We start from the raw sequence: 26,398 nt of genomic DNA, 5'->3' as shown, positions 1-26,398 counted from the left end.
TCATGGGAAACACCCCCCGCTGCCATTCTGCGCACCACTGGAGCATGGAACCGGGAAGGATCAGCGCTCATCCTCGTCGCGCTTCTGCTTCTTCAGCCTCTTGGCTTCTTCGCGGGCCTTCTTCGCGTAGTACTGTTCACGAGTCCTTTCCCTGGCCCGCCGCTTGATATCAGCAACATCATCAGCGAAGTGGTCCTGGGTCATGGCTTTGAATTCATTGAACTTCGCGGCCATCTCTTCCGGCGAAGGTCCCGGCACCCATGGTTTGATCCAGAGGATCTCAGCGGCGTTGCATGCGGCAACGAGCACTGTCACAAAACTGCTGTCACGCAATGAGCTGGTAACTGCATAGCCCGCAGCAAAGCTGACCATGATGGACACCACGAATGGAAGGACGACGTACAGCACTCCCCCGGGGTTGGGACGGCGTTCTTTCAGGACAATCGGTCGAACGATGATGGCGCCGAGGATTTCCGAGAGGAGATACGAGATCGCCAGCGCGATAGCGAATGTGCCGAAAGCAGTGTCGAGGGCAATCCATGATGAGCAAATCCAGGCCACAAGCAGGCAAGCCAATCCTTTGACCGTTCCGGTGGCCAGTTGACCGGCTATGGCATCCCCAAGCCTGGGCAGAAGTGCCGCGTCGTCGTCTCGCATCCTTGCTCCTTGCTCCATCCTCAGACGGCAGAGAGCCTTCTCCTCGGTGCCGCTACGATCAGCCTATCTTTGCTTGACTAGGACAGACAAAGATCTTCGCCTCATCCTTTAGTAGGAGGGTAGATAACGAACAGTTCAACGGGAAAGGCCCGAAACAAGCTAAAGGCCGCATCTCCATATGAGATGCGGCCTTAAGCCCAGGAGCTGCTTTGCACTTAGTATCCGCGTCCGCCAGCCATCGCTTCAAGCCGTGTGATGCGATCCTCCATTGGCGGGTGGGTGGAGAACATGCGCTTGAGGCGCGAGCCGAATGGATTGGCGATCATCAGGTGCGAGCTGTTGACCAGCTTCTGGTCGTTGGAAGCCAGCGGAGCCTGCGTAATCCCCGATTCCAGTTTCCGAAGCGCGCTCGCCAACGCCAGCGGATCATTGGTCAGCTTGGCTCCGTCCTCGTCTGCATCATATTCGCGGGTGCGGCTCACGGCCATCTGGATGATCGACGCTGCCAGTGGCGCCAGCAGGGAAAGGGCAATCAAGGCGATCGGATTCACCCCGCGGTTGTCATTGCTGTTGCCGCCGCCGAAGAACATCAGGAACTGGGCAACGGAGGTGATGACGCCCGCAACCGCGGCGGCGACCGAAGAAGTGAGGATGTCCCGGTTGTAGACATGCATCAGCTCGTGGCCCAGCACCCCGCGCAATTCGCGTTCGTTCAGCAACTGCAGGATGCCTTCGGTGCAGCACACCGCCGAATTCTGCGGGTTGCGGCCGGTGGCAAAGGCGTTCGGCGAAGTGGTTGGCGAAACGTACAGTCGCGGCATCGGTTGCTGCGCGTTCATCGACAGCTCACGCACGATTCGGTACATTCCCGGCTGTTCCGCTTCGCTGACCGGGTAGGCGTGCATCGAGCGCAGAGCCAGCTTGTCGCTATTCCAATAGCTGTAAGCAGTAGTTCCGAGGCCGATCAAGGCAAATATCCAAATGAACATTGAACGGCCGGTACCCGCGGATATCAGCGAGCCAATGGCCAGCAGCAGGGCAAACATTCCGCCCATCAAAAAGGCGGTTTTGAGTCCGTTGTTATGTCCATGCACGGCGATGCACTCCCTCAATGAAGCAAACCAAGTTGGTGTTCTCTAGTCTAGTCAACGACTGGAATTCCATTTATGTTCCGGTGAAAATATCACAGTGCCATGTGGAATGGCAGGCACCGCCGGCCTCGGGGAATATCCAGACGGCGGGAACGTTGTAGTTTTAAGATGCGGTTCCACAACTTATTTCCCGGTGGGCCGCTCCCTTGATCCTTTTTGTTTCTGAAAGTGTGCGTCCTGCATGTCCGTAAGTACCGCTAAACCGATCCGTTCAGAACATAGCTACGGACTGATCCAAGGCACCGCCGCGTACCTGATTTGGGGCATGCTCCCGGCTTACTTCCTATTGCTGCCTGACATCTCGGCCTTCGAATTCGTTGGCGTTCGCGTGATCTTCTCGCTGGTTTTCTGCCTGCTGCTGCTGGCGTTCACGCGCCAGGTCAAGCAGTTCCTTGCGATGTTCAAGGATTCCAAGACCATCTGGCAGTTGGGACTGGCTAGTCTTCTGATTGCAGCTAACTGGACTCTCTATGCACTGGCGGTCTTGACCGGACATGTGCTGGAAGCCTCGCTGGGCTACTTCATCAACCCAATTGTGGCAATCCTTCTGGGTGTCGTCGTCCTGAAAGAAAAATTGCGTCGGCTGCAATGGATCGCTGTTGCCATAGCCACCGTTGCTGTACTTGTCTTGACGATCGGCTTGGGACAGGTCCCTTGGATTTCCCTCGGCTTGGCTTTCTCCTTTGGCTTCTATGGCCTGGTGAAGAACAAAGTGGGCCAAAGCGGAACTGCGCTGGGGTCCTTGACCATTGAAACCGTCTGGCTGACCCCGTTGGCCATCGGCTATCTGGTTTGGCTGGCCGTTGACGGGAATTCTGCGCTGTTCTCGGCTGATGTTCCTGGCCTCTCGCTTTTGGCAGCGAGCGGCATCATCACCGCAGTACCGCTCCTGCTCTTCGGGGGTGCAGCTCGCCGCCTGCCTTTGAGCACCCTGGGCTCATTGCAATTCCTCGCCCCGCTCTTGCAGTTCATCCTGGGCCTGCTGGTCTTTGGCGAGCACATGCCATTCGAACGCTGGGTTGGTTTCGCCTTGGTATGGGTTGCGGTGCTCTTCGTGCTCGTGGACATGATGCGAATTCCACGCATTGGCTCCATGCCGGAACCGAAAAAGTTGGTCTGAACGCCCGGTTGCACTCACCGCCGATACAGCGAATGCCTCGAATCTCCCGTGGGAGGTTCGAGGCATTCGCCGTCTAGGACCAGTTTTGAGCTACTTAGGCGATAGCCTTGCGGATCGCATCTTCCAATACGTTGAATGCATCTTCGAGCAGCTCGTCGCCGATCACCAGCGGAGGCAAGAGGCGAACCACGTTGCCATAGGTGCCGCAGGTGAGGATCAAGACGCCCTGGGCCAGGCATTCGGCTGCGATGGCCTTGGTCAGCTCGGCGTCCGGCTCCTTGCCACCAGCCTTGACGAATTCCATTGCGACCATGCCGCCACGGCCACGGATGTCGCCCAGTTCCTTGATATCCTTCTGCAGCGCACCGAAGCGGGTGAAGAACTTCTCTTCGATCTCGCGGGCGCGGCCCGCCAAGTCCTGCTCTTCCATGAACTTGATGGATTCCAGAGCCGCGGCCACAGCAACCGGGTTGCCGCCGTAGGTGCCGCCCAGGCCGCCACCGTGCACCGAATCCAGCAGTTCGGCACGGCCGATAATGCCAGACAGCGGCATGCCGCCGGCGATGCCCTTGGCCAGGGTGATGATGTCAGGCTCAATGCCTTCGATGTCCGAGGCGAACCAAGCACCGGAGCGTGCGAAGCCTGCCTGGACTTCGTCGGCAACGAAGACAATGCCGTTTTCCTTGGCCCATTCGGCGATGCGCGGCAGGAAGCCGGTGGCCGGAACGATGAAGCCGCCCTCGCCCTGGATCGGCTCGATGATGATCGCAGCGATCTGGTCGCCGCCGATCTGCTTCTCCATGGCCAGGATCGCGCGCTCGGCTGCTTCCTTGCCGGAGATGTTCGGGTTCTCTTCGCGGTATGGGTAGCTCATTGGCATGCGGTAGATCTCCGGTGCCAGTGGGCCGAAGCCGCGCTTGTATGGGGCGGCCTTGGCGGTCAAGCCCATGGTGAGGTTGGTGCGGCCGTGGTAGGCGTGGTCGAAGGCGACGACTGCCTGGCGGCCGGTGGCAATGCGGGCTACCTTGATGGCGTTCTCTACCGCTTCGGCACCGGAGTTGAAGAAAACTGCACGCTTCTCGAAGTTGCCCGGAGTGATGGCAGCCAGCTTCTCGGCCAGCTCGATGTAGTTCTCGTACGGAGCGACCATGAAGCAGGTGTGGGTGAAGCGCGCGGCCTGTTCGGCGACGGCTTTGGCTACTGCCTGATTCGAGGCGCCAATGGTCGTGACGGCGATGCCGGAGCCCAGGTCGATGAGCTGGTTGCCATCGACATCGACAATGATGCCGCCATCAACCTCGGCCGCGTACACAGGCAGGCTGGAAGCTACACCGGCAGCAACTGCCTTGGCTCGGCGTGCGGCCAGTTCCTGCGACTTCGGGCCGGGGAACGGACCATTGATCGTGCGCTTCTGTTCAATGCGGTAGGTAACGTCCATGTGCTTGTCCTTCCAGAACTTATGAGTGAGCTCTCTGGCCCAGTTTTCTCTATAACTAGAGAGTATTCTCCTGAGCTCCAAGCGACTACGCGGATCGGCACAACACATTTCGTGTCGCATAGTGCATCTGCACGGGAAAAGGCCTCTTCGCTTCAAGCCGGAACTTGAAGCCAAGAGGCCTTCAATCTTGATGCAGTCTACAGGTTCTAATTGCCTGCCGAGCCAGCAGGCTCGATCACATCGTCATCGTGCTTTTCAGGATGGCGATTCAGGCTGATCAAGGCGATGGCCAGGCCTCCCCAAATGGTCAGCATGGAGATAATCATGAAGACAATCGCTATAGGACTCATGGCTAGTATTCCTTCCTGGACACTTCAGGGACTTCTTCTGCCTCGACGTTCGCACGATGCTGATCGAACTCGGGGTCGTTTTTCTTGGAGTTCTTGCTCCAAGGGACCAGGGACAGCAGGACCGCGCCGACAATCAATGCCCCGGCCATGCCCCAACCGAAGATCCCGAGGAACCAAACAGGGTAGTCCTCATAGGGAGTTGCAAGCTTGGTCTGGATTTCATTGATCAGCATGTAGCCCAAGACAGCTGGGCCCACGCCGCCGACCAGGACCATCCAGCCGGTACCCAGCTTGATGGAGCTGTGTCGGTTCAAGTGCTTGGCCAGCTTAGGCAGCATGCCCAGGCCTGCACCGAAGACGATCACGATCACCAGTGCGCAAGCGAGAATGCCGAACTGGTTCACGAACGCATCCATGGTGTCCAGCAAATACAATCCAGTGGTGGTTGGGAACAAGATCATGGAGATCAATGCCACTGGAACGACAACAACCAGGGTGGCCGACTGGCGCTTCCAGCCCAGCTTGTCCTGGAAAGCCGCAACAATCACCTCGAGGATCGAGATCAACGAGGTAATGCCGGCAAAGACCAGCGAACCGAAGAACAGCACGCCGATGACGCCGCCCAAGGGAGCCTGCGAAACGATGGTCGGGAAGGCGATGAAGGCCAGGCCGATTCCGCTGGTTGCCACTTCGTCGACGGAGCTGCCGGCGTTGTACGCCATGAACCCCAGGGCCGCGAAGACGCCGATGCCGGCGAGCAGCTCGAAGCTGGAGTTGGCGAAAGCTACAACGTAGCCCGAACCGGTGAGGTCGCTCTTGCGCTTCATGTAGGACGAGTAGGTGACCATGATGCCGAAGGCCACCGACAGCGAGAAGAAGATATGGCCGAATGCCGCTGCCCACACCGAAGGATTCGACAGCGCCTCGAAGTTCGGCGTGAAGAAGGTATTCAAGCCGTCCACAGCACCTGGCAGGAAGACCGACTGGATAACGAGGATCAGGAACATCACGATCAGCAAAGGCATGAAGATCGCGTTGGCCCGCGAAATGCCCTTGTTCACGCCGGCAACCATGATCACGATGGCGATCAGCCAAACGCACAGCATCGGGAAGAAGACGCTGCCGACGAAGTCGAACCCGACGGTGACATCGTCCGCGACCTGCAGGAAGTCGCCCATGAAGAATCCGGCAGCCCCGTCCGGGTTCTTATCCCACGCCTTGGTGACCGAGAACCAGCAGTACATCGCGGCCCACGCAATGATGGCCGCGTAGTAGATGGCGATGATGAAGCAGACCAGCACCTGCCACCAGCCCAGGGCCTCGGCCTTGCGGTTGGCCCGGCGGTATGCCAGCGGAGCAGAGCCGCGGTAGCGGTGGCCGATGGAGTAGTCGAGGAACAGCAACGGAATGCCGGCGCAGAGAATTGCGACCAGATATGGGATCAAGAATGCGCCGCCGCCGTTTTCGTAGGCGACGTAAGGGAAACGCCAGATGTTTCCCAGACCAACGGCCGAACCAATCGCTGAAAGGATGAACAACTTTCGGGAGCTGAAAGTCTCACGCTTCTCGGTTGCGAGTGGAGCGCCCTGTGATGAAGATGGAGTGCTCATGTGTCTAAGCTACTGCAAAATTTTCACATTGTGGTCATTTTTCGAGGTCGCGTGTCCATATTTTGAGCAATTTGCTGAATCGGGAACTTTTCGCGATCCATCTAGAATGGCTATATGGCAATTAGTTTACGCGGTCTTCTGGAACATGACGAGCTCGACCTTCGACCGCTGACTGAACACACTCATCGCGATGGCATGGTCATCACCTGGGGTGCGGTGACCGAGCTGCTTGACCCGTCACAGTTCCTCACCGGGCGAGAAATTGTGTTGACCACCGGGGTGCGCCAGAAGACCAAGGCCGCACAGCGGCAGTTCGTCAAGGTCCTTGCGGCCAACGATGCCGTAGCTCTGGGTTTCGGCACAGGCCTGGAACACGCTTCAGTACCGCAAGCGACGGTTGAAGCGGCCCGCGAAGTAGGGCTTCCGGTCTTCGAGGTTCCTTATCAGATACCCTTTGCCTCAATTACCCGGCTGATCGCCGAAGCACTGAATTCCGACCACCTCAAGCGTGTTGAAAGCCTGCTGAAATCCCACCAGAAGCTGGCCCAGACGCTGCTTTCCTCGGATCTGGACAGCATGCTCGAGGAACTCGAGCGAATGCTCGGCACCCAGGTAGCGCTGACTCTGCACGGCGAAGTGATCAGCGGGGACTATGATCCTGCACGTTCCTGGAATGAACGACCGGTGGCGACGGGCCTGCGTGATAAGTGCACCCTGCATATTGCAGAACCCTATGTCCACCATCCAGTGGTCGATTACGCGCAGTCGCTGATCGGGCTGGAACTGGCCAATAAATCCCGTCTGCGCGCCTCGCAGCGCCAGGCCAACGGCCAGGTGCTCGAGGACCTCGCCACTGGCGCCCTGGTTGGCGCCGATGCCGCTGGCCGCCTTGGGGCACTTGGCTTGAATACCCAGCGTGAGCACTCGGTCATCCTGGTGCAGGCTCCGGCACAGGTCGAGCGCTTGCAAACCCTGCCACTGCCCGCAGATCTGTCCTCGCAGGTCTCGGCCATGATAGATGGCCGCTTGGCGATCATTGTCGCGCACAGCAAGCTGCAGCTGTCCATCAAGCACCTCGACGAGTATCTGCTCGCGGCCGGCCTTCCGGCTCGGGTAGGCTACGGCGGGCGCTACCCGAATACCACCGGCATCCGCTGGAGCTACTTCGAGGCCCTGGAGTCCCTGCGCCACGGAGAGCGGGTCAACGAACCCACCAAGCTTTCTCTCACCTCGCTCCTGCTCGCCGCCCACGATGTTCCGCTGCAGGATTTGGCCATCGAAGCCCTGGGCCCGCTGCAGGAATTCGACGCCTCCCACGATTCTGACCTATTGCTGACCTTGCGTGAATACCTCAACCGCGATGGCTCGGTGGGGGCCGTGGCCGAGTCCTTGGGCCTGCATCGCAACACAGTGCGCTACCGGATCCAGCAAATTTCAGATCTCTCGGGCTACGACCCGAATGTGACTAGCGACCGAGTCCAGCTCTGGATCGCGTTGAGTGCCCTTGAGCTGGGCTAATCTCGATAGGATAAAGACATGGCAGACATGTTTCTAGAGAAGTTCTGTTCCCTGGTTCCCAAGTACTTGGAAGACCAGTGGAACGAAGCCGATGGCTTGAGCGCCGAAGAATTGCGCGAAGGGCTGGCGCAGTCAGAGGTCTCAATTCCATTTGTCCTTGAAGAGTTCTATCGTGCTCTGGGCAACAATGAGGATTTCATGGAGGCCTACCACTACTTCTTCGACCCTGAAGAACTGGAAATCGAAGACGGCTACCTCCTGTTCCTGGAAGATGAGGAAGAGAAGTTCGTGTGGGGCTTCAAGGCATCCCAGCTCGATGTTCCGGATCCAATCGTCTACCGCCGCAGCAATGCCAAGGGAAAATGGACCAGCGAGGAAGGCACCTTCAGCGAATTCACCCTGGACATGTACACCTGGGTGTTTGAAGAGCTGGCCGCCGAATTGGAGGACTAGTGCTCCACCGTTCCCATGAACCAGCCAACTACCAGTGTCCCTTCTGCGAGCTGGTCAACGACCAGCCTTTCAGCCAGGACAACTTGTGCGCGCCCACGGATCTGATCTACCAGACAGATCTGGTGGCAGCAATCATGGCTTGTGATGGGTTCGGTAATTACGGCGGGCACGTGATGATCATTCCGACCGCGCATCTGGAAGCGCTCTACGATCTGGATGAGCAGACCGGCGCCGCGATCATGCGGGAGACCAAGCGCGTTGCCCTGGCGATGAAGCTCGCCTGGAATCCCGAGGGCACGAGCACGCGGCAGCACAATGAGCCTGCGGGCAATCAGCATGTTTGGCATTACCATCAGCACGTTTTCCCGCGCTACGCCGATGACGAGCTCTATCGGCAGCTGCGCCACCGGGTATCGATCCAGGATCGGGCCAGCAAAGCGCAGCAGCTGCGCCAAGCGCTCTTTTCCCCCGAGCATCCGCAGCCGCTGGTCCCGGAGAACATCGTCCGATAAGCACGAGGGCATGACGCTGGCGCGAGCGGGCCCCGGGAACGAGAATTCGTTGCCGGGGCCGGCTTGCCACTTATGGGAGACCTCAGGCATTTTCCGCTCAGCACTACGGCCATGCTCCCGGTCTACAGAAATATCATCATTGAGGCGGTACTGCATCTGACAGGGCCCTCATAAGATGAACACATGAATCCCCTGGTCCCGAATACCTACGAACTGATTATTTTCTACATCATCCCGGCCCTTGTGGCCATTGGCCTGGTCATTCTCGCCGTCAGATTCTTTACCGCCAGCAAGAATCGTCCTGGGAGTAAAGCGTCGACCGACGACGGGCAGAACTGCAACGACCAGCTCTAGCAGGGATCTGGCAGCCGCCCTGGGCAAAACAGAACCCCGGAAGACCTTTGCAGTCTTCCGGGGTTTTGTCTGTTCAAGCTTGCCTAGGCTTCGCGGGTAACAACCGCATCCGCGAAGGAAATCAGCGCCTGCTTCACGGTGCCCTCGGGCAGTGGAGCCAAGACGGCAATCGCGTCATCGGCCCACTGGCGTGCGGCCTTCCATGCATCATGGATTGCCTGGTGCGAGGTGACAGCTTCCACAGCGGCCGCCAGTGCTTCATCGGTGGCCAGATCCGCATCAACCAGTTCGATAGCCTGCTGCGCTTGCGCGTCGCCCTCGGCTGCTGCCTGGCGCAGCAGCAGAATTGGCAAGGTCGGCACGCCTTCACGCAAATCGGTGCCCGGAGTCTTGCCCGAGTCGGCTTCCGTGGATGCCAAGTCGATCACGTCATCGGCGACCTGGAAGGCAACGCCAACCTTTTCGCCATACTCGCGCAGTACCTCAATGTACTGCGGGGCGCCACCGAAACGGGCGCCGAAGGCTCCGGAAGTGGAGAGCAGCGACGCGGTCTTGTCGCTGATTACCTGGATGTGGTGCTCGATGGCATCGTCGCCCTCGCGCGGGCCGATGGATTCATGCAGCTGTCCGAGGCACAAGCGCTCGAAGGTGCGCGACTGCCACATGACTGCTTCTGGGCCCAGCTCGGATCCGAAGACCGAAGCACGGGCGAAGATCAGGTCGCCGGCGAGAATCGCCACCGAGTTGCCCCACACCTCGTGAGCAGTTGGTGCACCGCGGCGCATTGGAGCAGAGTCCATGACGTCATCGTGGTACAGGGTTGCCAGGTGGGTGAGTTCCACGACGGCAGCGGCCTTGATGACATCGTCATTCACGCCGTCGCCCAGCAGGGAAGTCAGCAGCACCAGCAGGGGACGCACTCGCTTGCCTCCGGCCTCAACGAGGTGGCGGCTGGATGCGTCGATCAAGGGGTCGGAGTTGGCCAGCGCGTCGCGCAGCAGCTTCTCCACCTTTGCCATGCCGATGGAAATAGCCGGACCGAAGTCCGGGTCCTCGGCCAGCAAAGCGAAGCCCGAGGGAAGATTGATGGCCGCAGCTAATGCAGCGGTTTCAGGATTCAGCTCAATCGAGTCGGACACGTCGTGTCCGGCTGCGGTCCAGTTGCTCTTCGAATCAGTCACTGTTCTACGGCTTACTTATCTTTCATCGGGTTGGCCATCGCGGTATGCGAAGGCAATCTGCCTGCAAGATGCACGCAAACATCTCTTCACTCTAGCCGATGCTTTCCACTGCACATTGCTGGCATGGCCAGACCGGGCATACCGGTCTGGTACCAGCGACCTAGGAGGTCGTTTTAGAGTTTACCGGGTTCCCCCGGCACTTCTCACCAGACCCGGCCGATCTCACAGGGGTGACCACGGACACCCGCAAGCCTTTTCCCCCGGCATTGCGCGGTAGGCTTAGCCTTATCATGTCTGCAGATTCGCCCGTTCTTAGCGCCAGTGCTCATCAGCCGTCGGCTCCTGTTCTCACCAGCATCACCTTTGAATACCTTGATGCCCCCGAAACACTAGTTGCCGACTCATTGCGTCACCGAAGCTTGGTCTGGACCCGCAACGGCCACGGTCTGGTTGGCTTTGGCACCGCGGCCCGCTTGCACACCCACGGCGAAGAGCGCTTTGCACGTGCCCGCGCCTGGCTTGCACAGGTCATCGAACAGGCACAGATCATTGACCCGATCGCCCGCCCCGGCAGCGGCCTGGTTTCCTTCGGTTCTTTTGCGTTCTCCTTCACCAGCGTCTTCGAATCGCGCATGGTGATCCCGCAGCTGGTGATTGGCCGCGATGAGGAAAAGTCCTGGATTACCATCACCGGCAGCGCAGAGGAACTCGACGGGCTGACCTACCAGCAGGCCTTGGCCCGCGCCGAAGCCGCGATGGCCGATGCGTCGCTGCCGGCGGGCGAACCGGGCAGCATTGAACTGACCAGCGGACAGCTGACCGCCGGTTCCTATCTTGATGCCGTGGATCAGGCGCTGGGCCGTTTCGAGGAACGCGGAATTTCCAAGCTGGTGCTGGCCCGCGACGTGTTGGCGCACAGTTCCACCCCGATCAATCTTGCCCGCGTGGTCGATGCGCTGACCGAGCACTATGGCAATTGCTGGACCTATTCAGTTGACGGCCTGGTAGGCGCTACCCCGGAGATGCTGGTGCGCGTTACCGACGGCTTGGCCGAGGCCCGCGTATTAGCTGGGACACTGGACCGAGCGGCTGCTGGCGCCGAGGACCCCGGATTCGCGCACCGCAACCTCTTTGAAGATCCGAAGCAGCGCAACGAGCACCAGCTGGCCATAGATTCGCTCACGGCTTCCCTGAATCCCATTTCGCACGGCATGAGCGCGCCGGAAGAACCTTTTATTCTGCAGCTTCCCAATGTTTGGCATTTGGCCAGCGACGTACGCGCCCAGTTGCGCGCCGATGCCGCCGGGGTTCTGCCTACCGCTCTGGATGTTGCCGAGATTTTCCATCCGACCGCTGCAGTGTGCGGCACGCCGACCAAGAAGGCTGGCGTGCTCTTGCGCGAGCTGGAAGGCATGGACCGGGGACCGTATGCCGGCCCCGTGGGCTGGGTTGACAGCCGTGGCGATGGCGAATTCGGCATCGCGCTGCGTGGCGGAATCCTGGAAGACGAAAAGCTGATGCGCCTGTACGCGGGCTGCGGCATCGTTCCGGGCTCGGTGCCCGAGGATGAACTAGCCGAATCATGGGCGAAGATGCGCCCCATGCGCCAAGCCCTCGGAGCCGAATAAGCTCATTGCCAAAGTGGACGGGCTATTGTTTCGGGGTTATGTTTCACTAGCGTAAATTTTCCTTACCCTAAACGACACTTGTGTGAAGTGCGTCTCGTGCTGGTGTTAGCGCGGTTATGATTGGGACATCGCAGTGATCCACTCGCAATAACCCGAAAGTAGGTTTTGATCCTATGCGTAGCCCCAGGAAAAAATTCGCCGCTGCCATCGCGCTCAGTTCCGTAGCACTTCTAGCTATGACCGCCTGCGGTTCCGATAGCGGCTCCAGCTCAGAGTCGGAGGGAGCAGCCTTCCCACTCAACGAGGGCAAGCTGACAGTATGCTCGGATATCCCCTACGAGCCATTTGAATTCAAGAGAGGCGACGAGATTGTTGGCTTCGATATGGACGTCGCCGCGGAAATCGCCAAGGATGCCAAGCTCGATCTGAACATCATCGACGACAGCTTCGATTCCATTGAATCTGGTCTGTTCAACACGAAGTGCGATATTGCCATCTCATCGATCTCCATCACCGATGCGCGCAAGGAGAAGATGAATTTCTCTACTCCTTACATGGATGACGACTTGGTCTTGATCGCTAAGAACGGCTCGGGCATCACCGATCTCGAAACCGCCAAGGACAAGAAGGTTGGCGTCCAGCAGGCTACGACTGGTGAAAAGTACGGCAAGGAGCAGGGCCTCGAGCAATTAGTCGGCTTCGAAGATGCTGGTCTGCAGACCCAGGCATTGCTGGCAAACCAGGTGGAAGCCGTATTGGGCAACCAGTCGGTGCTCGGTTACGCAGTGAAGGACGAGCCTGATTTCAAGGCGGTCGCCAACTTCAAGACCGGTGAACAGCTCGGTATCGCAGTCCCCAAGGACAATGCAGACACCCTGGAACTGGTCAATGGCACGTTGAAGCGATTGACCGATGCAGGAACCATGGAAGAACTGACCGTGAAGTGGTTCGGCGAAAAGTAATTTTCAGCTGAACATGGATAGATCTACCGAGCGGGGGTTCGGCACGCAAATTTTGCCGTCTGGCATTTTTGCTTCCCGAACCCCCGCTACCTTTACGAGAGGTACAAACCAATGGCAATGACTACCAGTCAGCGCGCCCGGATGAGCAAAACCATTCAGATTGCGCTCTTCTTTGTCATCATCATCGCCCTAGCTGCGCTTGTGGACTGGAAGAAAGCGTCCTACGCTTTCTTCTCCTTCGACAAACTCGGACCGATGTTCCCAGACATGATCCTGGTTGGCTTGAAGAACACCATCTTCTACACCATCATTTCCTTCGCCTTCGGCTTAGCCTTAGGTCTCTTGCTGGCGTTGATGAAGATGGCAAGCTTCGCGCCCTACCGGTGGTTCGCCACCGCGTTCATCGAATTCTTCCGCGGTATCCCCGCCATTCTTGTCCTTTTGGCATTTGGCATCGGTTTGCCACAGGCATTCGGCACCCAATGGCCTCAGTCGGTCAACGTCATGTGTGCACTGGGGCTGGTCTCCGCTGCATACATCGCGGAAACCCTGCGTGCTGGTCTTCAGGCTGTGCCTAAGGGACAGACCGAGGCTGCTCGTTCGCTGGGCATGCCAGCGTGGCGTGCCATGGTCACGATCGTCATCCCGCAGGCATTCAGAATCGTGCTTCCACCAATGACCAACGAGATCATCCTGCTCACCAAGGACACTTCGCTGGCGTTTATTCTCGGTGCAACGATTGCCCAATACGAAATGACCAAATTCGGTCGCGACGGCATTACGCAGTTGGACGCAGGCATCACCCCGCTGGTTGTTGCGGGCCTGTTCTACCTTGTCATTACCATTCCGTTGAGTTTGGTTGCCCGTAAATTCGAATCCCGCACTACGAAGACCAAGCGCTAGAAAGGCAGTGGAAAATGTCAACTGGAACTAGTGAACTTTCGGCTCATGCCGCGGGCGTGGATATCACCGGACTGCGCAAGTCCTACGGCAGCAATGAGGTGCTCAAGGGCATCGATTTGAATGTTGCTCCCGGCGAGGTTGTCTGCCTGATCGGTCCATCCGGCTCCGGAAAGTCAACGTTGTTGCGTTGCGTGAATTTGTTGGAGCAGCCAAACGGGGGAACCATTATGGTCGGTGGCTTCAACGTCACAGACCCAGAGGTAAACCTGGACAAGATGCGCCAGCAGGTAGGCATGGTCTTCCAGCAGTTCAATCTCTTCCCCCACCTGACCGTGATGGAGAACTGCACGGTATCCCCCATCAAGGTGCTCAAGCGCAAGAAAGCCGATGCGGTGCGAATCGCGCAAAGCCACTTGGAACGCGTAGGCTTGGGCGACTTCGGCGATCGCTACCCTGACCAGCTTTCCGGTGGCCAGCAGCAGCGCGTGGCCATCGCCCGGGCGCTATCCATGGAACCATCCTTGATGCTCTTCGACGAGCCAACCAGTGCCTTGGACCCAGAGACTGTTGGCGAGGTCCTGTCCATTATGAAGAATCTGGCCCAAGCGGGCATGACCATGCTGGTGGTTACCCACGAGATGGCTTTCGCCAAGGAAGTTGCTGACCGCGTGTTCTTCATGGACGGTGGCGTCGTGGTGGAAGAAGGCAAGGCCGTGGATGTCATTGGCAATCCGCAGCAGCCACGTACCCAGGACTTCCTGCGTCGCGTGCTCGATCCCACGCACGTGGATATCTGAGTTCAACTGCAAAAATTCCCCTGCGTTGCCCATCGTTGCCGATGGTCGACGCAGGGGAATTTCTTTTTCCCTATAGGTCTGGCCAGGCTAGCTGCCCGATCTGTTGATTTAATTCAAGATTCTCGGCGCGCAGGCTGCTCCGCGATGCAGGCACTTCGATCAGGCGCAGGTTCGCCGGCTGCGTTGAAGCCAAGACGGCGCTGAGCTCTTCCTTGCTTGCGGCCCTGGCGTACTGCCAGCCATAGGCTTCGGCGAGCGCAGGCAGGCTCAGCTGCTGCGGTGTGGCAAAGAGCCGTTCCACCGCATTGGCGTAGCGGCCCGAGGCGTCCACGGCACCGTGCTCCAGGGTGGAGAAGATTGCTCCTCCCCCGTCGTTGTAGACCACGATATCCACCATTGGCTGCTCTTCGCCGGGGGTCCAGGACAGCGAGCTGGCGTCATGGGCGAAGGTAATATCTCCCATCACCGCAAGCGTCCGCTTTTTGCTTCCCTGGGCGAGGCCCAAGGCGGTAGCGACGGTTCCATCAATTCCGGCAAGGCCACGATTCGCGTAGGCGGTGATGCTTCGTTCAGCCTCCGGCCACGCGGCCAGGTCGAAGTCGCGAACGATGTTGGATGAGCCCAGCAGCAGGACTTCCGGCGCGTGATCCCAAATAGCTTCGGCAACATCTACCCCGTTAATCAGCGATTCGCGGCTTAGGCGTTGCCGCACTGCCAAAGCTTGGGCATCAAGCTGCTGCCATGCTTCCAGCCACCCCTTTGCGCCGGTTCCGGCGAACTCCTGCAATTCGCTCCACGAGCTGACCGGGGTCTCGCGGCGCCGTCCCGCTTCATACCAGGCCGCTGGCGCAGGCTGCCAAATCACCGATTCGATCGCCGGGTTGGCCAGGAGCTGGCCCACCGGGCGGCTCAACGTCGGACGGCCAAAGAGCACCACTCGTTCAACGCGGTCCATGCCTGCCGCGATCAGCGGACGATAGTGGCCAATGGCATTGGCCGAGAACCGTGCGTTAGAAGATGGTTCGGCAAATAATGGCAGCTCCAAAGCCTGGGCGAAACGTTGCGCCTCTTCTCCGGCGCCATGCCCGGCGATGACAACGCTCCGGCGTGGCTCCAGCTGCTGGACCGGCAAGCTCGCCCTGTCCAGCTGGTCGTGTGCCTGCCACTGCCCCGGCTCAACTGCCGTCCAGCTTTGGCTCTCGATCCTCTCGTCCTGTGCGGGGGTGAGCGGATCCCGGAACTGCAGATTCAATTGGACCGGTCCTGCGGCAGTGTGCTGGTCACCGGCCAAGGCCAGTAATGCGCGTTGGACCTCGTGTTGCGGATCTGTCCCAGCGGGAACATTGGCGGCCAGGCGAACGTGCTCGCCAAAGAGGGTTTTCTGGCGCGTGCTCTGGCTAGCTCCGGTGCCGTGCAGTTCATCGGGACGGTCGGCAGAAAGGACCAGAAGTGGTGTCGCGGTGTGGTTGGCTTCCATGACTGCCGGCAGCATTTGCCCGATGGCCGAGCCGCTGGTGGCGGCGAGGGCGACCGGCCGCATGGTGCTTTGGGCGAGGCCCAGTGCCATGAAGGCCGCGGAGCGTTCGTCGATGCGCACATGGATATCCAGGATCCCCGCGGCTTCTGCCTCGGCTGCAGCATAGGCCAAGGGCGCGCTGCGCGAACCGGGAGAAATCACCAGATCCCTGATCCCGGCACTGATCAGGGCGGAGAGCACATGGCGAGCCGTAGTGATGGCGCGTTGCTCGCCAGGTTGCTGCATTCCCACGCCGCATGACTCCTTAGATTCCAAAGCTGAAGGCAATGATCCAAGTCTATGCCTTGACCTGCCGGTCAACCGATTTGGAACGGCAAAGGGCGCCGGCCTGATCCCGGAGAGGATCCTGCCGACGCCCTTGCAGTGCAGGCTAGTCCGACTTATTTGTCGTGACCCTTGCCCTTGTCGTGACCCTTGCCCTTGCCGTTGCCTTTGCCCGGCTTCGGCTCTTCTTTGAAGACCTGGACGACCGATGGGCGCGGGCCGTAGAACTCGCCCTTGCCGGCTCCTCCTGCGTTCTTCACGAAGTCCGGGAACAGCGAGGTAGGGCTGGCGAAACTGCCGCCTTCACCCGGGTGCTGCACCGCGACGAAGACCGAGTTGTCCTTGTCATGGATCAGCGGGCCGCAGGTCTCTGCGCCGGTTGGCACGGCCAGGAACTGCTCGACACGCCCGCGATCCTTGCCGGTCAGGGTGACCTTGTGCAGTGCATCGGAGTAGCCGATGGTGCCAGGGGCGCCGTCGGTGGAGATCCACAGGTTGCCCTTGGAATCGAATGCCAGGTTATCCGGGCAGGAAATCGGCGAGACCTTGTCCGTTGGGTAGCCGGAGAAGTAGGTCGATCCGTTCACATTTGGATCGCCGGCAACCAGCAAGATGTTCCAGGTGAACTTCGCGGCGGTGGCGTCGTTGCCGGCTTCGGTGATTTCCAGGACGTGGCCGTCGCGGTTGCGTACCCGTGGGCTGACCTCGGTTGCGCCTTCCTTGCCGTCCTTGCCGCGGTCGGTGTTGTTGGTCAGTGCCACGTAGACCTTGCCGGATACCGGGCTCGGCTCCACGTCTTCGGGACGGTCCAGCTTGGTGGCGCCGACCTTGTCAGCTGCTTGGCGGGTGTAGACCAGCACCTCGTCGACGCCCATGCCCTCCACCTTGGATTCGCCGTTCTTCACCAGTGGCAGCCAGGTTCCCATGCCGTCGAAAGCACCATCAGACGGAACTGCGCCGCTGCCGTCGATCTCGCTTGCTGGGGAGTTGCCGGCGAACTTGGCAACGTACAGGTCGCCTTCGGAGAGCAAGCCCATGTTGTGCTTGCGATCGTGCTTGGAGAAAGTGTTTTTCGAGACGAACTTGTACAGGTACTCGAAGCGCGAGTCATCGCCGGAGTAGGCAACAACCTTGCCGTTCTTGGCAATGCGAACGTTGGCGCCCTCGTGCTTGAAACGGCCCAGGTTGGTGTGCTTGACCGGGGTGGACGAAGGGTCCTGCGGGTCGATTTCGACTACCCAGCCGAAACGGTTGGCTTCGTTTTCGAAGCCTTCGTTATGCAGGCCGAAGCGCGGATCGCTTTCTTCCCAGCCACGGCCGGTCGCAGCGGTGCCAATGCCGTAGCGGGATTCCTCGGCGGTGCCCTTGCCGCGGAAGTACTGGTCGAAGTTTTCTTCACCGGAGAGTACGGTGCCCCATGGGGTGGTGCCACCGGCGCAGTTGTTCAAGGTGCCAAGAACCTTGGTACCGGTTGGATCTGCGGCGGTCTTGAGCAGGTCGCTGCCTGCGGCTGGGCCATCGACCCGGAATTCAGTACTGGCGGTGATGCGGCGGTTGCGTTCGCCGCCCTGCACGTAGCTCCACTTCTTGTCATTCTTCTTGCGCTTGACCTCGACCACGGAGAAGCCATGCGCGTTCATCGCGATCTTGCGGGCTTCTTCCTGGTTCGCTTCGAACCAAGCCGAGTCGAACATCATGTCTTCATTGGTGTATTCGTGGTTGGCAACCAGCACGCCGGTGCGTCCCGAGTACTTGTCGACAATGATGTCCAGGTAGTCGCAGTTGTAGCCGAACTGCTCAGCCTGCTTGCGGGCGGACTGCTTGGAAGCATCGAATTCCGCGGTGTTCTTGAAGAGCGGGTCGCCCCAGCGGATGATGGCATTCCAGTCATAGCCTTCTGGAACGGAAACAGTATCCACCGAACGCGACACCGGCTCAATGGCATCGAATGAAAGGTGCCCGCCCTTGCCCGGCTTCATTGGCACCAGTGGTGCCGCGGTAGCGTCGGCTGCACCGAAAAGCTGCGGGCCGATGACCAGCGCTGAAGCACCGACGGCTCCCAGGCCCAGCATGCTGCGGCGGGAGAGCGATTTGTCGGCAATGTCCTTGAAGTAGCCGTTGGACGAAGTGTTGCAATCCGGCTTGGTGCAGGCGTCGGCGCACTTGAAGTGGCAAGTAGCTGCAGAACGACCGCCGCGGGTGTGGCCCAGCATTGGCAAAAGGGTACGGGTGGGATTCATGATCCGCTCACTTCCTCAGTATGTGGCTCATTGTCAGGGGAATGACTCGAACTGAGGTTTTCACTTGGAAGTGTTCTAAATGCAACGCAAAGGTTAACGCCGGGGAAATAGATTCTTGCCTGGGGTTATCCCCTAGTCAGCTCGGCATAACAGGACTCCAGGCGTTGCAGCCACCAGCGCACGCGCGCCTCTTGCGGACGCAAGCCATCCAATTTCTGGTGATCCGGCTCAATGCGACGCACCGGCAAGTACCCGGCGGTGGCCAGCAACGGCTCGGCACATACGTCTTCGGCGAACAAAGTCCCGGTCGCAAGGCCGCAGGCATAGGGCAGTTCTGGCAGCGCGCTGGCTAAGGCAGCGGCTTGGGCCAGCCCTACCGAAGTATCCAGGGCGCTGGAGACGACAACATCCAGTTCGGCTTGCTTGGCAATTTCAAGCACCGCGCCGATGCCGCCCAGCGGTTGTGCCTTGATGACCATCAGATCTGCGGCGCCCAACCGCGAGACTTCCAAGGGGTCGGTGTGCTTCCGCACCGCTTCATCAGCGGCGATCTTCAAGGGGTTGCCGGCGTTGCGCAGTTGCTCGCGGACTTCTGCCAGCCCGGTAATGCCAGGCACGGGTTGCTCCGCGTATTGCAGGTCGTACTCGCTCAGGGCCTTCAAGGCCGGGACCGCCTGGGCAATATCCCATCCCATATTCGCGTCCACGCGCAGCGCAGCTTGCGGGTAGAGCCGACGGGCCTCCGCTACACGCGCCAGGTCCTGCTCAATCCCCTGGCCTTTTTCGGCCACTTTGATCTTGATGGTGTGCGGCGCGTCGTAGCGTTCGAGAACCGCTCCGACATCCTTTACCGCAACTGCAGGCAAGGTGGCATTGACCGGAATGCTGGTGCGCAACGGTTCCGGGAACGGTTGGTAAGCGGCCTCGATTCCGGCGGCTAGCCACCGTGAGGCTTCGGCCGGTCCGTACTCGGCAAATGCGGAGAACTCGCCCCAACCTTCCGGCCCGTTGATCAGCAGCGCTTCACGCTGGGTGACACCACGGAATTTCACACGCATCGGCAACCGGACAACATGCGAATTTGCCAGCAGATCTTCAAGGGGCGGAAGTTCAACACTCATGCTCTAAGCCTATCGAGCGTGGGCATAGTTACATGCCTGAACTGTGCCGTTCCCCGTGCCGGATATGACACCCTAGAGATATGCCTCGCAATCCAGCATCCGCGCGCCCGCACCATATCAGGTGGTGGTGGGCTCTGCTGTTGCTGATTTCGCTGTTCTGCCTCGAATACGTATTTTTCGTCCAGCAGCGTGTGGGGCAATGGGCCGATCAGGCTGGATTCATAGCGTGGTCGCAATGGTGGCCCCGAACGGACCTGATTAATCCGATCCGTGAATTCCTGAATCTCTTGCCGGCAATCTGCGGCATCATTGCGGCAGTTTTCCTGCTGTATCGCGTGATTCGCGACCGGCGCTTCCTGCGGGCCATCGTAGCGGTCATCGCGGCCGCAGCTGCAGCGGGCAGCACGCAATTGCTCAAGCACGAGATCTTGTCTCGCCCTGATTTCAACTTCGGCACCACAGGAAATTCTTTTCCCTCAGGACACACCACCGCCGCTGCCGCCGCAATGGGACTGATGTACCTGGTTTCACCACCGAAACTGCGTCCGGTAGTCCAGCCGATCGCGTGGTTGTTCGCGACGGTGACCGGGGTGGCCACTTTGATCTGCGGTTGGCACCGTCCAAGTGACATTGCAGCTGGTTTCGTGGTGGCCGGATTCTGGATGGTCTTGGCCTCGGTAGTGCTCCAGCGCATCCAGCCGCTGAGCCATGAACTGCCAAAGGGCACCTGGTCGAGGAAAATTGGGGCCGGCAGCCTGGTGGTCTGGGCTGCGGTAATCGGGCTCTCGTTCCTCCTGCCGCACCCGCATATCCAGAAGATCCCGGAGTTCCTGCAATTGGTCTACGCGGCATTGGGGATCATCCATGTCGTGGCCGCTTCACTGGTATCCGGATTGGTGCTGCGCTCGGTGGTTATCGGGCCCATGCGCACCTTCAATAAGTAGGGCGCAGACCCAGAAACGTTGTTCGCTACTGTTTCCCGCAGGCAATGCGGGCGTTAAGCAGGTCTGCGGCTTGCAGCGATTCCGGGATGGTCACGGCGAAACGCTTCTTGTTCTTGAGTTCGAAAACAAGGCCTTCGTGTTCTTTCATCACGATGGCCGAACCGCCTGGAATGATTCGCCAGCCCCAGCCTCCCCACATCATGGGAACGATCTTTTCGCTGGTCGCAGATTCAATTTCGTCGATTTTGATGGTTCGCATCGGGAACCCCAAGACCGCTGATGATACCCGGAAGCGATCGCCGCTGATCGATACCCGAATCCAGATCAAACCCAGAATCGATACGCACGCCACGGCCGACAGGGTCATGGCAACGATGAAGCCCACCCAGTCGCCATCTTGGCTGTCACCGGTCAGCATCGGCAACGCAACAGCAATGAAAAGCGCCGCGAATACCACCAGGCATAGCAGCCACATCCACCACGGGGCTGCCATCGTTTGATGGAATTCTTGCCGTGCCATGGCTGGTGTCCCCGCCGCAACAGGCCGCTGGATGCCCTGCGCCGCATCACTTCGTGCCTGGCGGGCCTCAACGGATTGCCTGGTGTATTGCTGGTAGATGCCGCTGACCCACAGTGGCGCAATGCCCAGCAGCGAGCAGGCAATCAGCACAACCATCATGCCGCCCAGCACTGCGGTTTCAGGTGTCTCGGCGAGCGCTGTAGGCACCGCCGAGCCGACGAATACGCCAGCTGCACTCCATGAGAGCAACCCGCCGGCGAAGAGCAGCACCATGAGCAGTGCCGGTTTGCTGCGCAGCGCCAAAGAAATCAATCCGGTGATGGCACCGAGAATGCATAGCCCGAAGCAGACGGGAACAAACACCGCGGTGCGGGTAAACCCGTCCGGATAGGTCGAACTCCAGTGAGTGGCGGTCATTTCCGGCAGTTTGCCGGCGAGCAGGGCGTAGGCGCCCAGCACAATGGCCGTCGGTAGCAGGAGCAGCAGGTAGATGAATGGCCGGTTCTTGATTCCGGTCCCCGCTGTTGACATCTCAATCCCCTGTTCCTGCTGCCTAGCCCGCGTCATAAGCGGCTGGAAAGCAACCCAACATATTTCCATCATAGAAATAATAATTGGTACAATTCTAGCAACCTATATTTGACATGCTGATAAATGATCGAACATAGATGAAATATCAGCAAAAAGGGTGATGCCCGTCAATCCTCGTGAGGTTCGACGGGCATCAAGATCACTCTTGAGAGCGAGCACTGCGCACAGTAGGCGCTAGAGCGAAGCCAGCGCAGTCTTTGGATCCGTCATCGCGTCGGCAACATAGCGCATGAAGCCGGCAGCGGTTCCGCCATCGCAGACCCGGTGGTCAAAGCTCAGTGTCATCTCGCAGATGGAACGGACCTTGATCTTGCCATTGACCACCCACGGCTTCTCGATGATGCGCCCCAGCCCCAGAATGGCCGCTTCCGGGTAGTTGATGATGGCCGCGGAGCCATCAACATTGAACACGCCGTAGTTGTTGATGGTGAAGGTGCTGCCGGACAGGTCGGCGACACCGGCCTTGCCCTCGCGGGCCACCGTAGCCAGTCGAGCGAACTCGGCTGACAGTTCCTTGGCGTTCAGCTTGTGGGCGTTGCGCACATTTGGCACAACCAGGCCGCGATCGGTCTGGGCTGCGAACCCGAGGTTCACGCCCTCGAAGAGGGTATGGCGCAAGCCCCCATCAGCTTCAGCCTCAATGCGGCTGTTCAGTTCAGGGAAGCGCCGCAAGCCGGCCACCGCAAAACGGGAGATCAGTGCCATGACGCTTGGAGCTTGGCCTTCGGCTTCCTTGATCTTCGATCGCAGCTTCAGCAGCTTGGTGACATCGACATCCACCCACACGGTAGCCTCGGGGATCTCGCGGCGCGAAGTGCTCATCGCGGTGGCGATGGTCTTGCGCACGCCCGAGAGCACTTGGGAAGATGCGACCGGCAGGCCGGTCTTCGAATCCGCCCCGCCAGCCTGGGCTGGTGCAGCGGGCACCGCGGCTGCGGAAGTCGGGGCCGGTGCTGCCGGGGCAGCGGCCGCCGCAGCTGCAGGCAGCCCCGCATCAGCCGACAAGGCGGCTTCCACGTCGTTGCGCAGAATTAGCCCCTCTGGACCAGAACCTCGAACCGTTCTGATATCCAAGGCGTTATCCCGCGCCAGCTTGCGTACCAGCGGGTTGATCACGCGGGCCGCTTCGGCCGGTGCCTGTGCCGATGGCGCGGCTACCCCGCCGCGCGGCTTGCGCCGACGGCTGGTCTTGCGCTGGGCAGAGGAGGTGCCGTAGCCAATGAGCACATTGCCGCTACCCTCATCGGCTTCTGCTGATTCTTCGGCAGGAGCCTGGGTGCCAGCACGCTCTTCCTCGCGGTAGGACTGCGCTCGTTCGGCTTCAGGCGCTTCAGCTTCTTCGCCGCCGGTGTTCACGGAGATGAAAGGCTCATCCACCAGCATCATCTGACCAGCGTCCCCATGCAGGGTCGAGACTACGCCTTCAAACGGGCAAGGAATCTCCACCAGCGACTTCGCGGTTTCCACCTCCGCTATGGGCTGGTCAACTGCGACAACGTCACCGGCGGCAACCATCCAGCGCACCAGCTCGGCTTCGGTCAGGCCTTCGCCAAGGTCTGGCAAGAGAAAAGTCTTGATGCTCATTTACGCCTCCCACTGAAGCTGGTCAACCGCGTCGAGAATGCGTTCGGCGCTTGGAAGATGGAACTTTTCCAGCGTTGGGGCCGGGTATGGAATGTCGAATCCGGTCACGCGAAGCACTGGAGCGGCCAACGAGTGGAAGCAGCGTTCCTGCACCCGGGCCACGATTTCACTGGCTACCGAGGCGAAGCCCTGGGCTTCGGCAACCACGATAGCGCGTCCGGTCTTGCGCACCGATGCGCAGACGGTCTCGTCGTCGAAGGGCACAATGCTCCGGATGTCGAGAACTTCCAGGCTGATGCCTTCCTCGGCTGCCAACTTGGCAGCTTCCAATGCAGTGGAAACGCTTGGACCATAGGTAATCAGCGTGGCATCGCTGCCCGGACGGGCGATGCGCGCCTGGCCCTCGGTCCTAGCGCTCTTCTTGGCCTCGTACTGCTCGGCCAGCTGCGCCAAGTCCACCTGCTCCTTGGACCAGTACAGCTTCTTCGGCTCGAAGAAGACCACCGGATCATCCGAATCGATGGATTCGCGCAGCATCAGGTAGGCATCCTCTACGCACGAGGGCGTGAAGACCTTCAGCCCTGGAGTGTGGGCGTAGTAGGCTTCCGAGGAATCGCAGTGGTGCTCCACGCCGCCCACGCCGCCGGCGTACGGAATGCGGATGACCATCGGCAGGTTCAGCTTGCCCTGGGTTCGGTTGCGCATCTTGGCGACATGCGAAGCGATCTGCTCGAACGCCGGGTAGGCGAATGCATCGAACTGCATCTCGATAACCGGTCGCATGCCGTTGATGGCCATGCCCACGGCCATGCCGACAATGCCGGATTCGGCCAGCGGGGTGTCAAAGCAGCGTTCGGAACCAAAACGTGCGGTCAGCCCGTCGGTGATGCGGAAAACGCCGCCAAGGGTTCCCACATCCTCGCCGAAGATCACTACCGAGTTGTCGGCAACCAGCGAATCAGCCAGGGCGGTATTCAGCGCCTTGCCGAAGGTCACCGGCTGGTGCTCATTGGCGGCCTTGGCTGCGGCTCGTGCGGTGGCAGCGCTGACGTTCGGGTTCAAGCGCGAAGTAGTGGCAGTCATCCTAGGCCTCCTCACGGTCTAGTTCGTCGACGAGCATGGCTTGCTGTTCAGCCAGCTGCGGGGTCTTGGCCGAGTACACGTGCTCGAACAGCTCACGTGGATCGGTGTTGGCTTCCTGGTTCATGCCATCACGCAGGGTCTTGGCGACCGACTCGGCGTCTGCGGTGATCTTGGCGACGGTGCTCTCGGTCAAGAGCCCGGCATCGTCCAGGTACGCCTTCATGCGGGTCACTGGATCCTTGGCGATCCATTCCTGGACTTCGGAGTCCTCGCGGTAGCGCTTGTCGTCATCTGCGTTGGTGTGCGCCTGCATGCGGTAGGTGTGGGCCTCGATCAGCAGCGGGCCATTGCCTTCGCGAGCCATGCGCACCGCACGGGTCATGATTGCCATCAAGGCCATCAGGTCGTTGCCATCCACGCGCTCGCCGGCCATGCCGTAGCCAACAGCCTTGTGGGCCAGGGACGGGGCGGCACTTTGCTGCGAGAGCGGAACCGAGATGGCGTACTTGTTGTTCTGCACGAAGAAGATCACCGGCAGGTTGAAGACGGCGGCGAAGTTCAGCGCTTCGTGGAAGTCGCCCTCGCTGGTGGCGCCATCGCCGCACATGGCCACCACTACGGTGTCCTCGCCGCGCAGCTTGGCTGCGTGGGCGACACCCACTGCGTGCAGCAGCTGGGTCGTGAGCGGGGTGGACATCGGTGCGCAGTTATACGCCTTCGGGTCATAGCCGCAGTGCCATTCGCCGCGGAAGCTGGTCATGACTTCCATCGGGGCTACGCCCTTGGTCAGCACCGCTACGGTGTCGCGGTAGGTTGGGAAAAGCCAGTCGTTCTTGCCCAGGCACAGGGCTGCTGCGATTTGGCAGGCTTCCTGTCCGTGGCTTGAGGGGTAGACAGCCATGCGGCCCTGGCGGACCAGTGCGGAGTTCTGGTCGTTGACGCGGCGGCCGGTGACCAGCGCCGCATAGGCTTCCAGCAGCCGGGCCGGGCTTGGCAGCGGGTACTCGTGGCCAGGTTCAGTGCCCTGCTGGTCCTCTGGGCGCAGGGTTCCGTCCGCGTTCAACAGGTTGATCATGTGGCGTGCTGGCAGCATGTAGTCTTCGGGGGTAATCCCGAATTTCTTGCTGACATCAGAGATGCGATCTGCATGCGCTTCAGTGCTCATGTTCTCCCACCTTTCGTGGTTCTGGCTCGGTCCATGAGCACAACCGCTTGTGACTCACTTCACCTAAACATCATTTGCAATCAATTATGGGTATGCGTGGCATTCTGTATCCAGTCCGGCGTGGAATCGTGGAAAGTTGCGATTGGTATCCTTATACTCGTAGACGAAAAGTTTCGATAGATTGTGTTTGGAACAGAGACGTCCGACACGTCAACAAGGAGTACCAATGGCCGCGGAAGCGGAGTTAAAACTCGATGATGTCGACCATGCGATCCTCGCTGAGCTAACCAGCGACGGGCGCCAGTCGGTCACCACCGTGGCACAAAAGGTGCATGTATCGCGTGCCCACGCCTATTCCCGTATCGCAAAGCTCCAAGATGCCGGGGTGATCACTCGTTATACGGCGGTGATTGATCCGGTGAAGGCAGGGCTCAAGGCCAGCGCCTACGTGACCTTGAAACTCCGCCAGCATTCCTGGCGCGAACTGCGCGATCACTTGGCGTCCATTCCCGAGGTGCATCACGTGGGCCTGGTCGGAGGCAATTTCGATGTGATCCTGCTGGTGCGAGCCAAGGACAACCTGGATCTGCGCCGCGTGGTCTTCGAGCAATTGCAGTCTTTGCCAACGGTCCTGGATACGCAGACCCTGCTGATCTTCGAAGACACCGACACCCGATAGGCAGCAGTTCACCAGAAGACACGAGAAGAGCACCTG

At 59.7% G+C, this 26,398-nt stretch carries 24 protein-coding genes; 11 read left to right on the top strand and 13 right to left on the bottom strand.

What is annotated here, in order from left to right; genetic code table 11:
- Positions 1-60: 60 nt before the first annotated feature.
- The gene (locus tag ACNPN0_RS02565; RefSeq protein ID WP_448937628.1) at positions 61-657 is read right to left on the bottom strand and encodes a hypothetical protein; all 597 of its coding nucleotides are present in this window, start codon (positions 655-657) and stop codon (positions 61-63) included.
- 215 nt (positions 658-872) lie between these two features.
- Entirely contained in the window at positions 873-1,751 is an 879-nt protein-coding gene (htpX, locus tag ACNPN0_RS02560; protein WP_448937627.1) for a zinc metalloprotease HtpX, read from the bottom strand.
- Positions 1,752-1,989: 238 nt separating this feature from the next.
- On the opposite strand from htpX, the gene rarD reads away from it, so the two are divergent.
- Entirely contained in the window at positions 1,990-2,928 is a 939-nt protein-coding gene (gene rarD / locus ACNPN0_RS02555) for an EamA family transporter RarD (RefSeq protein ID WP_448937626.1), read from the top strand.
- Positions 2,929-3,022: 94 nt separating this feature from the next.
- Here rarD and gabT read toward each other — a convergent pair whose 3' ends face one another.
- From gabT to ACNPN0_RS02540, 3 genes are all read right to left on the bottom strand, one after another.
- On the bottom strand, positions 3,023-4,366 hold the full coding sequence (gene gabT, locus ACNPN0_RS02550) for a 4-aminobutyrate--2-oxoglutarate transaminase (RefSeq protein ID WP_448937625.1): 1,344 nt from the start codon (positions 4,364-4,366) through the stop codon (positions 3,023-3,025).
- 206 nt (positions 4,367-4,572) lie between these two features.
- Positions 4,573-4,716: a methionine/alanine import family NSS transporter small subunit gene (locus ACNPN0_RS02545; protein ID WP_332487043.1), complete on the bottom strand. Its 144-nt coding sequence runs from the start codon at positions 4,714-4,716 to the stop codon at positions 4,573-4,575.
- A gap of 2 nt (positions 4,717-4,718) precedes the next feature.
- On the bottom strand, positions 4,719-6,326 hold the full coding sequence (locus tag ACNPN0_RS02540; RefSeq protein WP_400342026.1) for a sodium-dependent transporter: 1,608 nt from the start codon (positions 6,324-6,326) through the stop codon (positions 4,719-4,721).
- Positions 6,327-6,440: 114 nt separating this feature from the next.
- Here ACNPN0_RS02540 and ACNPN0_RS02535 point away from each other — a divergent pair, with 114 nt between their 5' ends.
- The 4 genes from ACNPN0_RS02535 (at position 6,441) to ACNPN0_RS02520 (ending at position 9,163) form a co-directional block, all read left to right on the top strand.
- Positions 6,441-7,844 (top strand): PucR family transcriptional regulator, encoded by a 1,404-nt coding sequence (locus tag ACNPN0_RS02535; RefSeq protein WP_448937624.1) that lies wholly within the window; start codon positions 6,441-6,443, stop codon positions 7,842-7,844.
- 18 nt (positions 7,845-7,862) lie between these two features.
- Positions 7,863-8,297: a hypothetical protein gene (locus ACNPN0_RS02530; protein WP_105656905.1), complete on the top strand. Its 435-nt coding sequence runs from the start codon at positions 7,863-7,865 to the stop codon at positions 8,295-8,297.
- A complete protein-coding gene (locus ACNPN0_RS02525; RefSeq protein WP_388022801.1) occupies positions 8,297-8,809 on the top strand; it encodes an HIT family protein in 513 nt (170 codons plus the stop codon). The genes ACNPN0_RS02530 and ACNPN0_RS02525 overlap by 1 nt, the downstream gene beginning before the upstream one ends.
- A 183-nt stretch (positions 8,810-8,992) precedes the next feature.
- A complete protein-coding gene (locus ACNPN0_RS02520; protein ID WP_166650716.1) occupies positions 8,993-9,163 on the top strand; it encodes a hypothetical protein in 171 nt (56 codons plus the stop codon).
- Between the two features lie 83 nt (positions 9,164-9,246).
- Here ACNPN0_RS02520 and ACNPN0_RS02515 read toward each other — a convergent pair whose 3' ends face one another.
- Entirely contained in the window at positions 9,247-10,344 is a 1,098-nt protein-coding gene (locus tag ACNPN0_RS02515; protein WP_133833595.1) for a polyprenyl synthetase family protein, read from the bottom strand.
- 290 nt (positions 10,345-10,634) lie between these two features.
- Between ACNPN0_RS02515 and ACNPN0_RS02510 the strand changes: the two genes are divergently transcribed.
- The 4 genes from ACNPN0_RS02510 to ACNPN0_RS02495 all read left to right on the top strand — a co-directional run bounded on the left by ACNPN0_RS02510 (position 10,635) and on the right by ACNPN0_RS02495 (position 14,634).
- The gene (locus ACNPN0_RS02510; RefSeq protein WP_434693068.1) at positions 10,635-11,972 is read left to right on the top strand and encodes an isochorismate synthase; all 1,338 of its coding nucleotides are present in this window, start codon (positions 10,635-10,637) and stop codon (positions 11,970-11,972) included.
- Positions 11,973-12,145: 173 nt separating this feature from the next.
- Positions 12,146-12,934: a transporter substrate-binding domain-containing protein gene (locus ACNPN0_RS02505; RefSeq protein ID WP_434693070.1), complete on the top strand. Its 789-nt coding sequence runs from the start codon at positions 12,146-12,148 to the stop codon at positions 12,932-12,934.
- A gap of 111 nt (positions 12,935-13,045) precedes the next feature.
- On the top strand, positions 13,046-13,837 hold the full coding sequence (locus tag ACNPN0_RS02500; protein WP_434693071.1) for an ABC transporter permease subunit: 792 nt from the start codon (positions 13,046-13,048) through the stop codon (positions 13,835-13,837).
- 14 nt (positions 13,838-13,851) lie between these two features.
- A complete protein-coding gene (locus ACNPN0_RS02495) occupies positions 13,852-14,634 on the top strand; it encodes an ATP-binding cassette domain-containing protein (protein ID WP_434693072.1) in 783 nt (260 codons plus the stop codon).
- A 70-nt stretch (positions 14,635-14,704) separates the two neighbouring features.
- On the opposite strand, the gene menD is transcribed toward ACNPN0_RS02495, so the two are convergent.
- The 3 genes from menD to ACNPN0_RS02480 form a co-directional block, all read right to left on the bottom strand.
- A complete protein-coding gene (menD, locus tag ACNPN0_RS02490) occupies positions 14,705-16,396 on the bottom strand; it encodes a 2-succinyl-5-enolpyruvyl-6-hydroxy-3-cyclohexene-1-carboxylic-acid synthase (RefSeq protein ID WP_434693198.1) in 1,692 nt (563 codons plus the stop codon).
- 155 nt (positions 16,397-16,551) lie between these two features.
- Positions 16,552-18,675, bottom strand: coding sequence for a PhoX family protein (locus ACNPN0_RS02485; protein WP_434693075.1), 2,124 nt, complete (start codon positions 18,673-18,675; stop codon positions 16,552-16,554).
- 125 nt (positions 18,676-18,800) lie between these two features.
- Positions 18,801-19,796 (bottom strand): o-succinylbenzoate synthase, encoded by a 996-nt coding sequence (locus tag ACNPN0_RS02480; RefSeq protein ID WP_434693076.1) that lies wholly within the window; start codon positions 19,794-19,796, stop codon positions 18,801-18,803.
- Positions 19,797-19,876: 80 nt separating this feature from the next.
- Between ACNPN0_RS02480 and ACNPN0_RS02475 the strand changes: the two genes are divergently transcribed.
- On the top strand, positions 19,877-20,740 hold the full coding sequence (locus tag ACNPN0_RS02475) for a phosphatase PAP2 family protein (RefSeq protein ID WP_434693079.1): 864 nt from the start codon (positions 19,877-19,879) through the stop codon (positions 20,738-20,740).
- Positions 20,741-20,765: 25 nt separating this feature from the next.
- Here the strand turns inward: ACNPN0_RS02475 and ACNPN0_RS02470 are convergent, their stop codons facing one another.
- The 4 genes from ACNPN0_RS02470 to pdhA all read right to left on the bottom strand — a co-directional run bounded on the left by ACNPN0_RS02470 (position 20,766) and on the right by pdhA (position 25,683).
- Positions 20,766-21,791 (bottom strand): hypothetical protein, encoded by a 1,026-nt coding sequence (locus ACNPN0_RS02470; protein WP_434693081.1) that lies wholly within the window; start codon positions 21,789-21,791, stop codon positions 20,766-20,768.
- A gap of 234 nt (positions 21,792-22,025) precedes the next feature.
- Complete coding sequence (locus tag ACNPN0_RS02465) at positions 22,026-23,435, bottom strand: 2-oxo acid dehydrogenase subunit E2 (RefSeq protein ID WP_434693084.1); 1,410 nt, start codon at positions 23,433-23,435, stop codon at positions 22,026-22,028.
- Complete coding sequence (locus ACNPN0_RS02460) at positions 23,436-24,518, bottom strand: alpha-ketoacid dehydrogenase subunit beta (RefSeq protein ID WP_448937623.1); 1,083 nt, start codon at positions 24,516-24,518, stop codon at positions 23,436-23,438.
- A 1-nt stretch (position 24,519) separates the two neighbouring features.
- Positions 24,520-25,683, bottom strand: a complete 1,164-nt coding sequence (pdhA, locus tag ACNPN0_RS02455) for a pyruvate dehydrogenase (acetyl-transferring) E1 component subunit alpha (RefSeq protein ID WP_434693088.1) — start codon at positions 25,681-25,683, stop codon at positions 24,520-24,522.
- A 226-nt stretch (positions 25,684-25,909) separates the two neighbouring features.
- Between pdhA and ACNPN0_RS02450 the strand changes: the two genes are divergently transcribed.
- A complete protein-coding gene (locus ACNPN0_RS02450) occupies positions 25,910-26,362 on the top strand; it encodes an Lrp/AsnC family transcriptional regulator (protein ID WP_013349765.1) in 453 nt (150 codons plus the stop codon).
- The last annotated feature ends 36 nt before the right edge of the window (positions 26,363-26,398 follow it).

This window comes from Glutamicibacter sp. AGC84 (assembly GCF_053543575.1).
The sequence above is the reverse complement of the archived record's forward strand: the minus strand, read 5'-3'. Positions and strand labels throughout refer to the sequence as shown.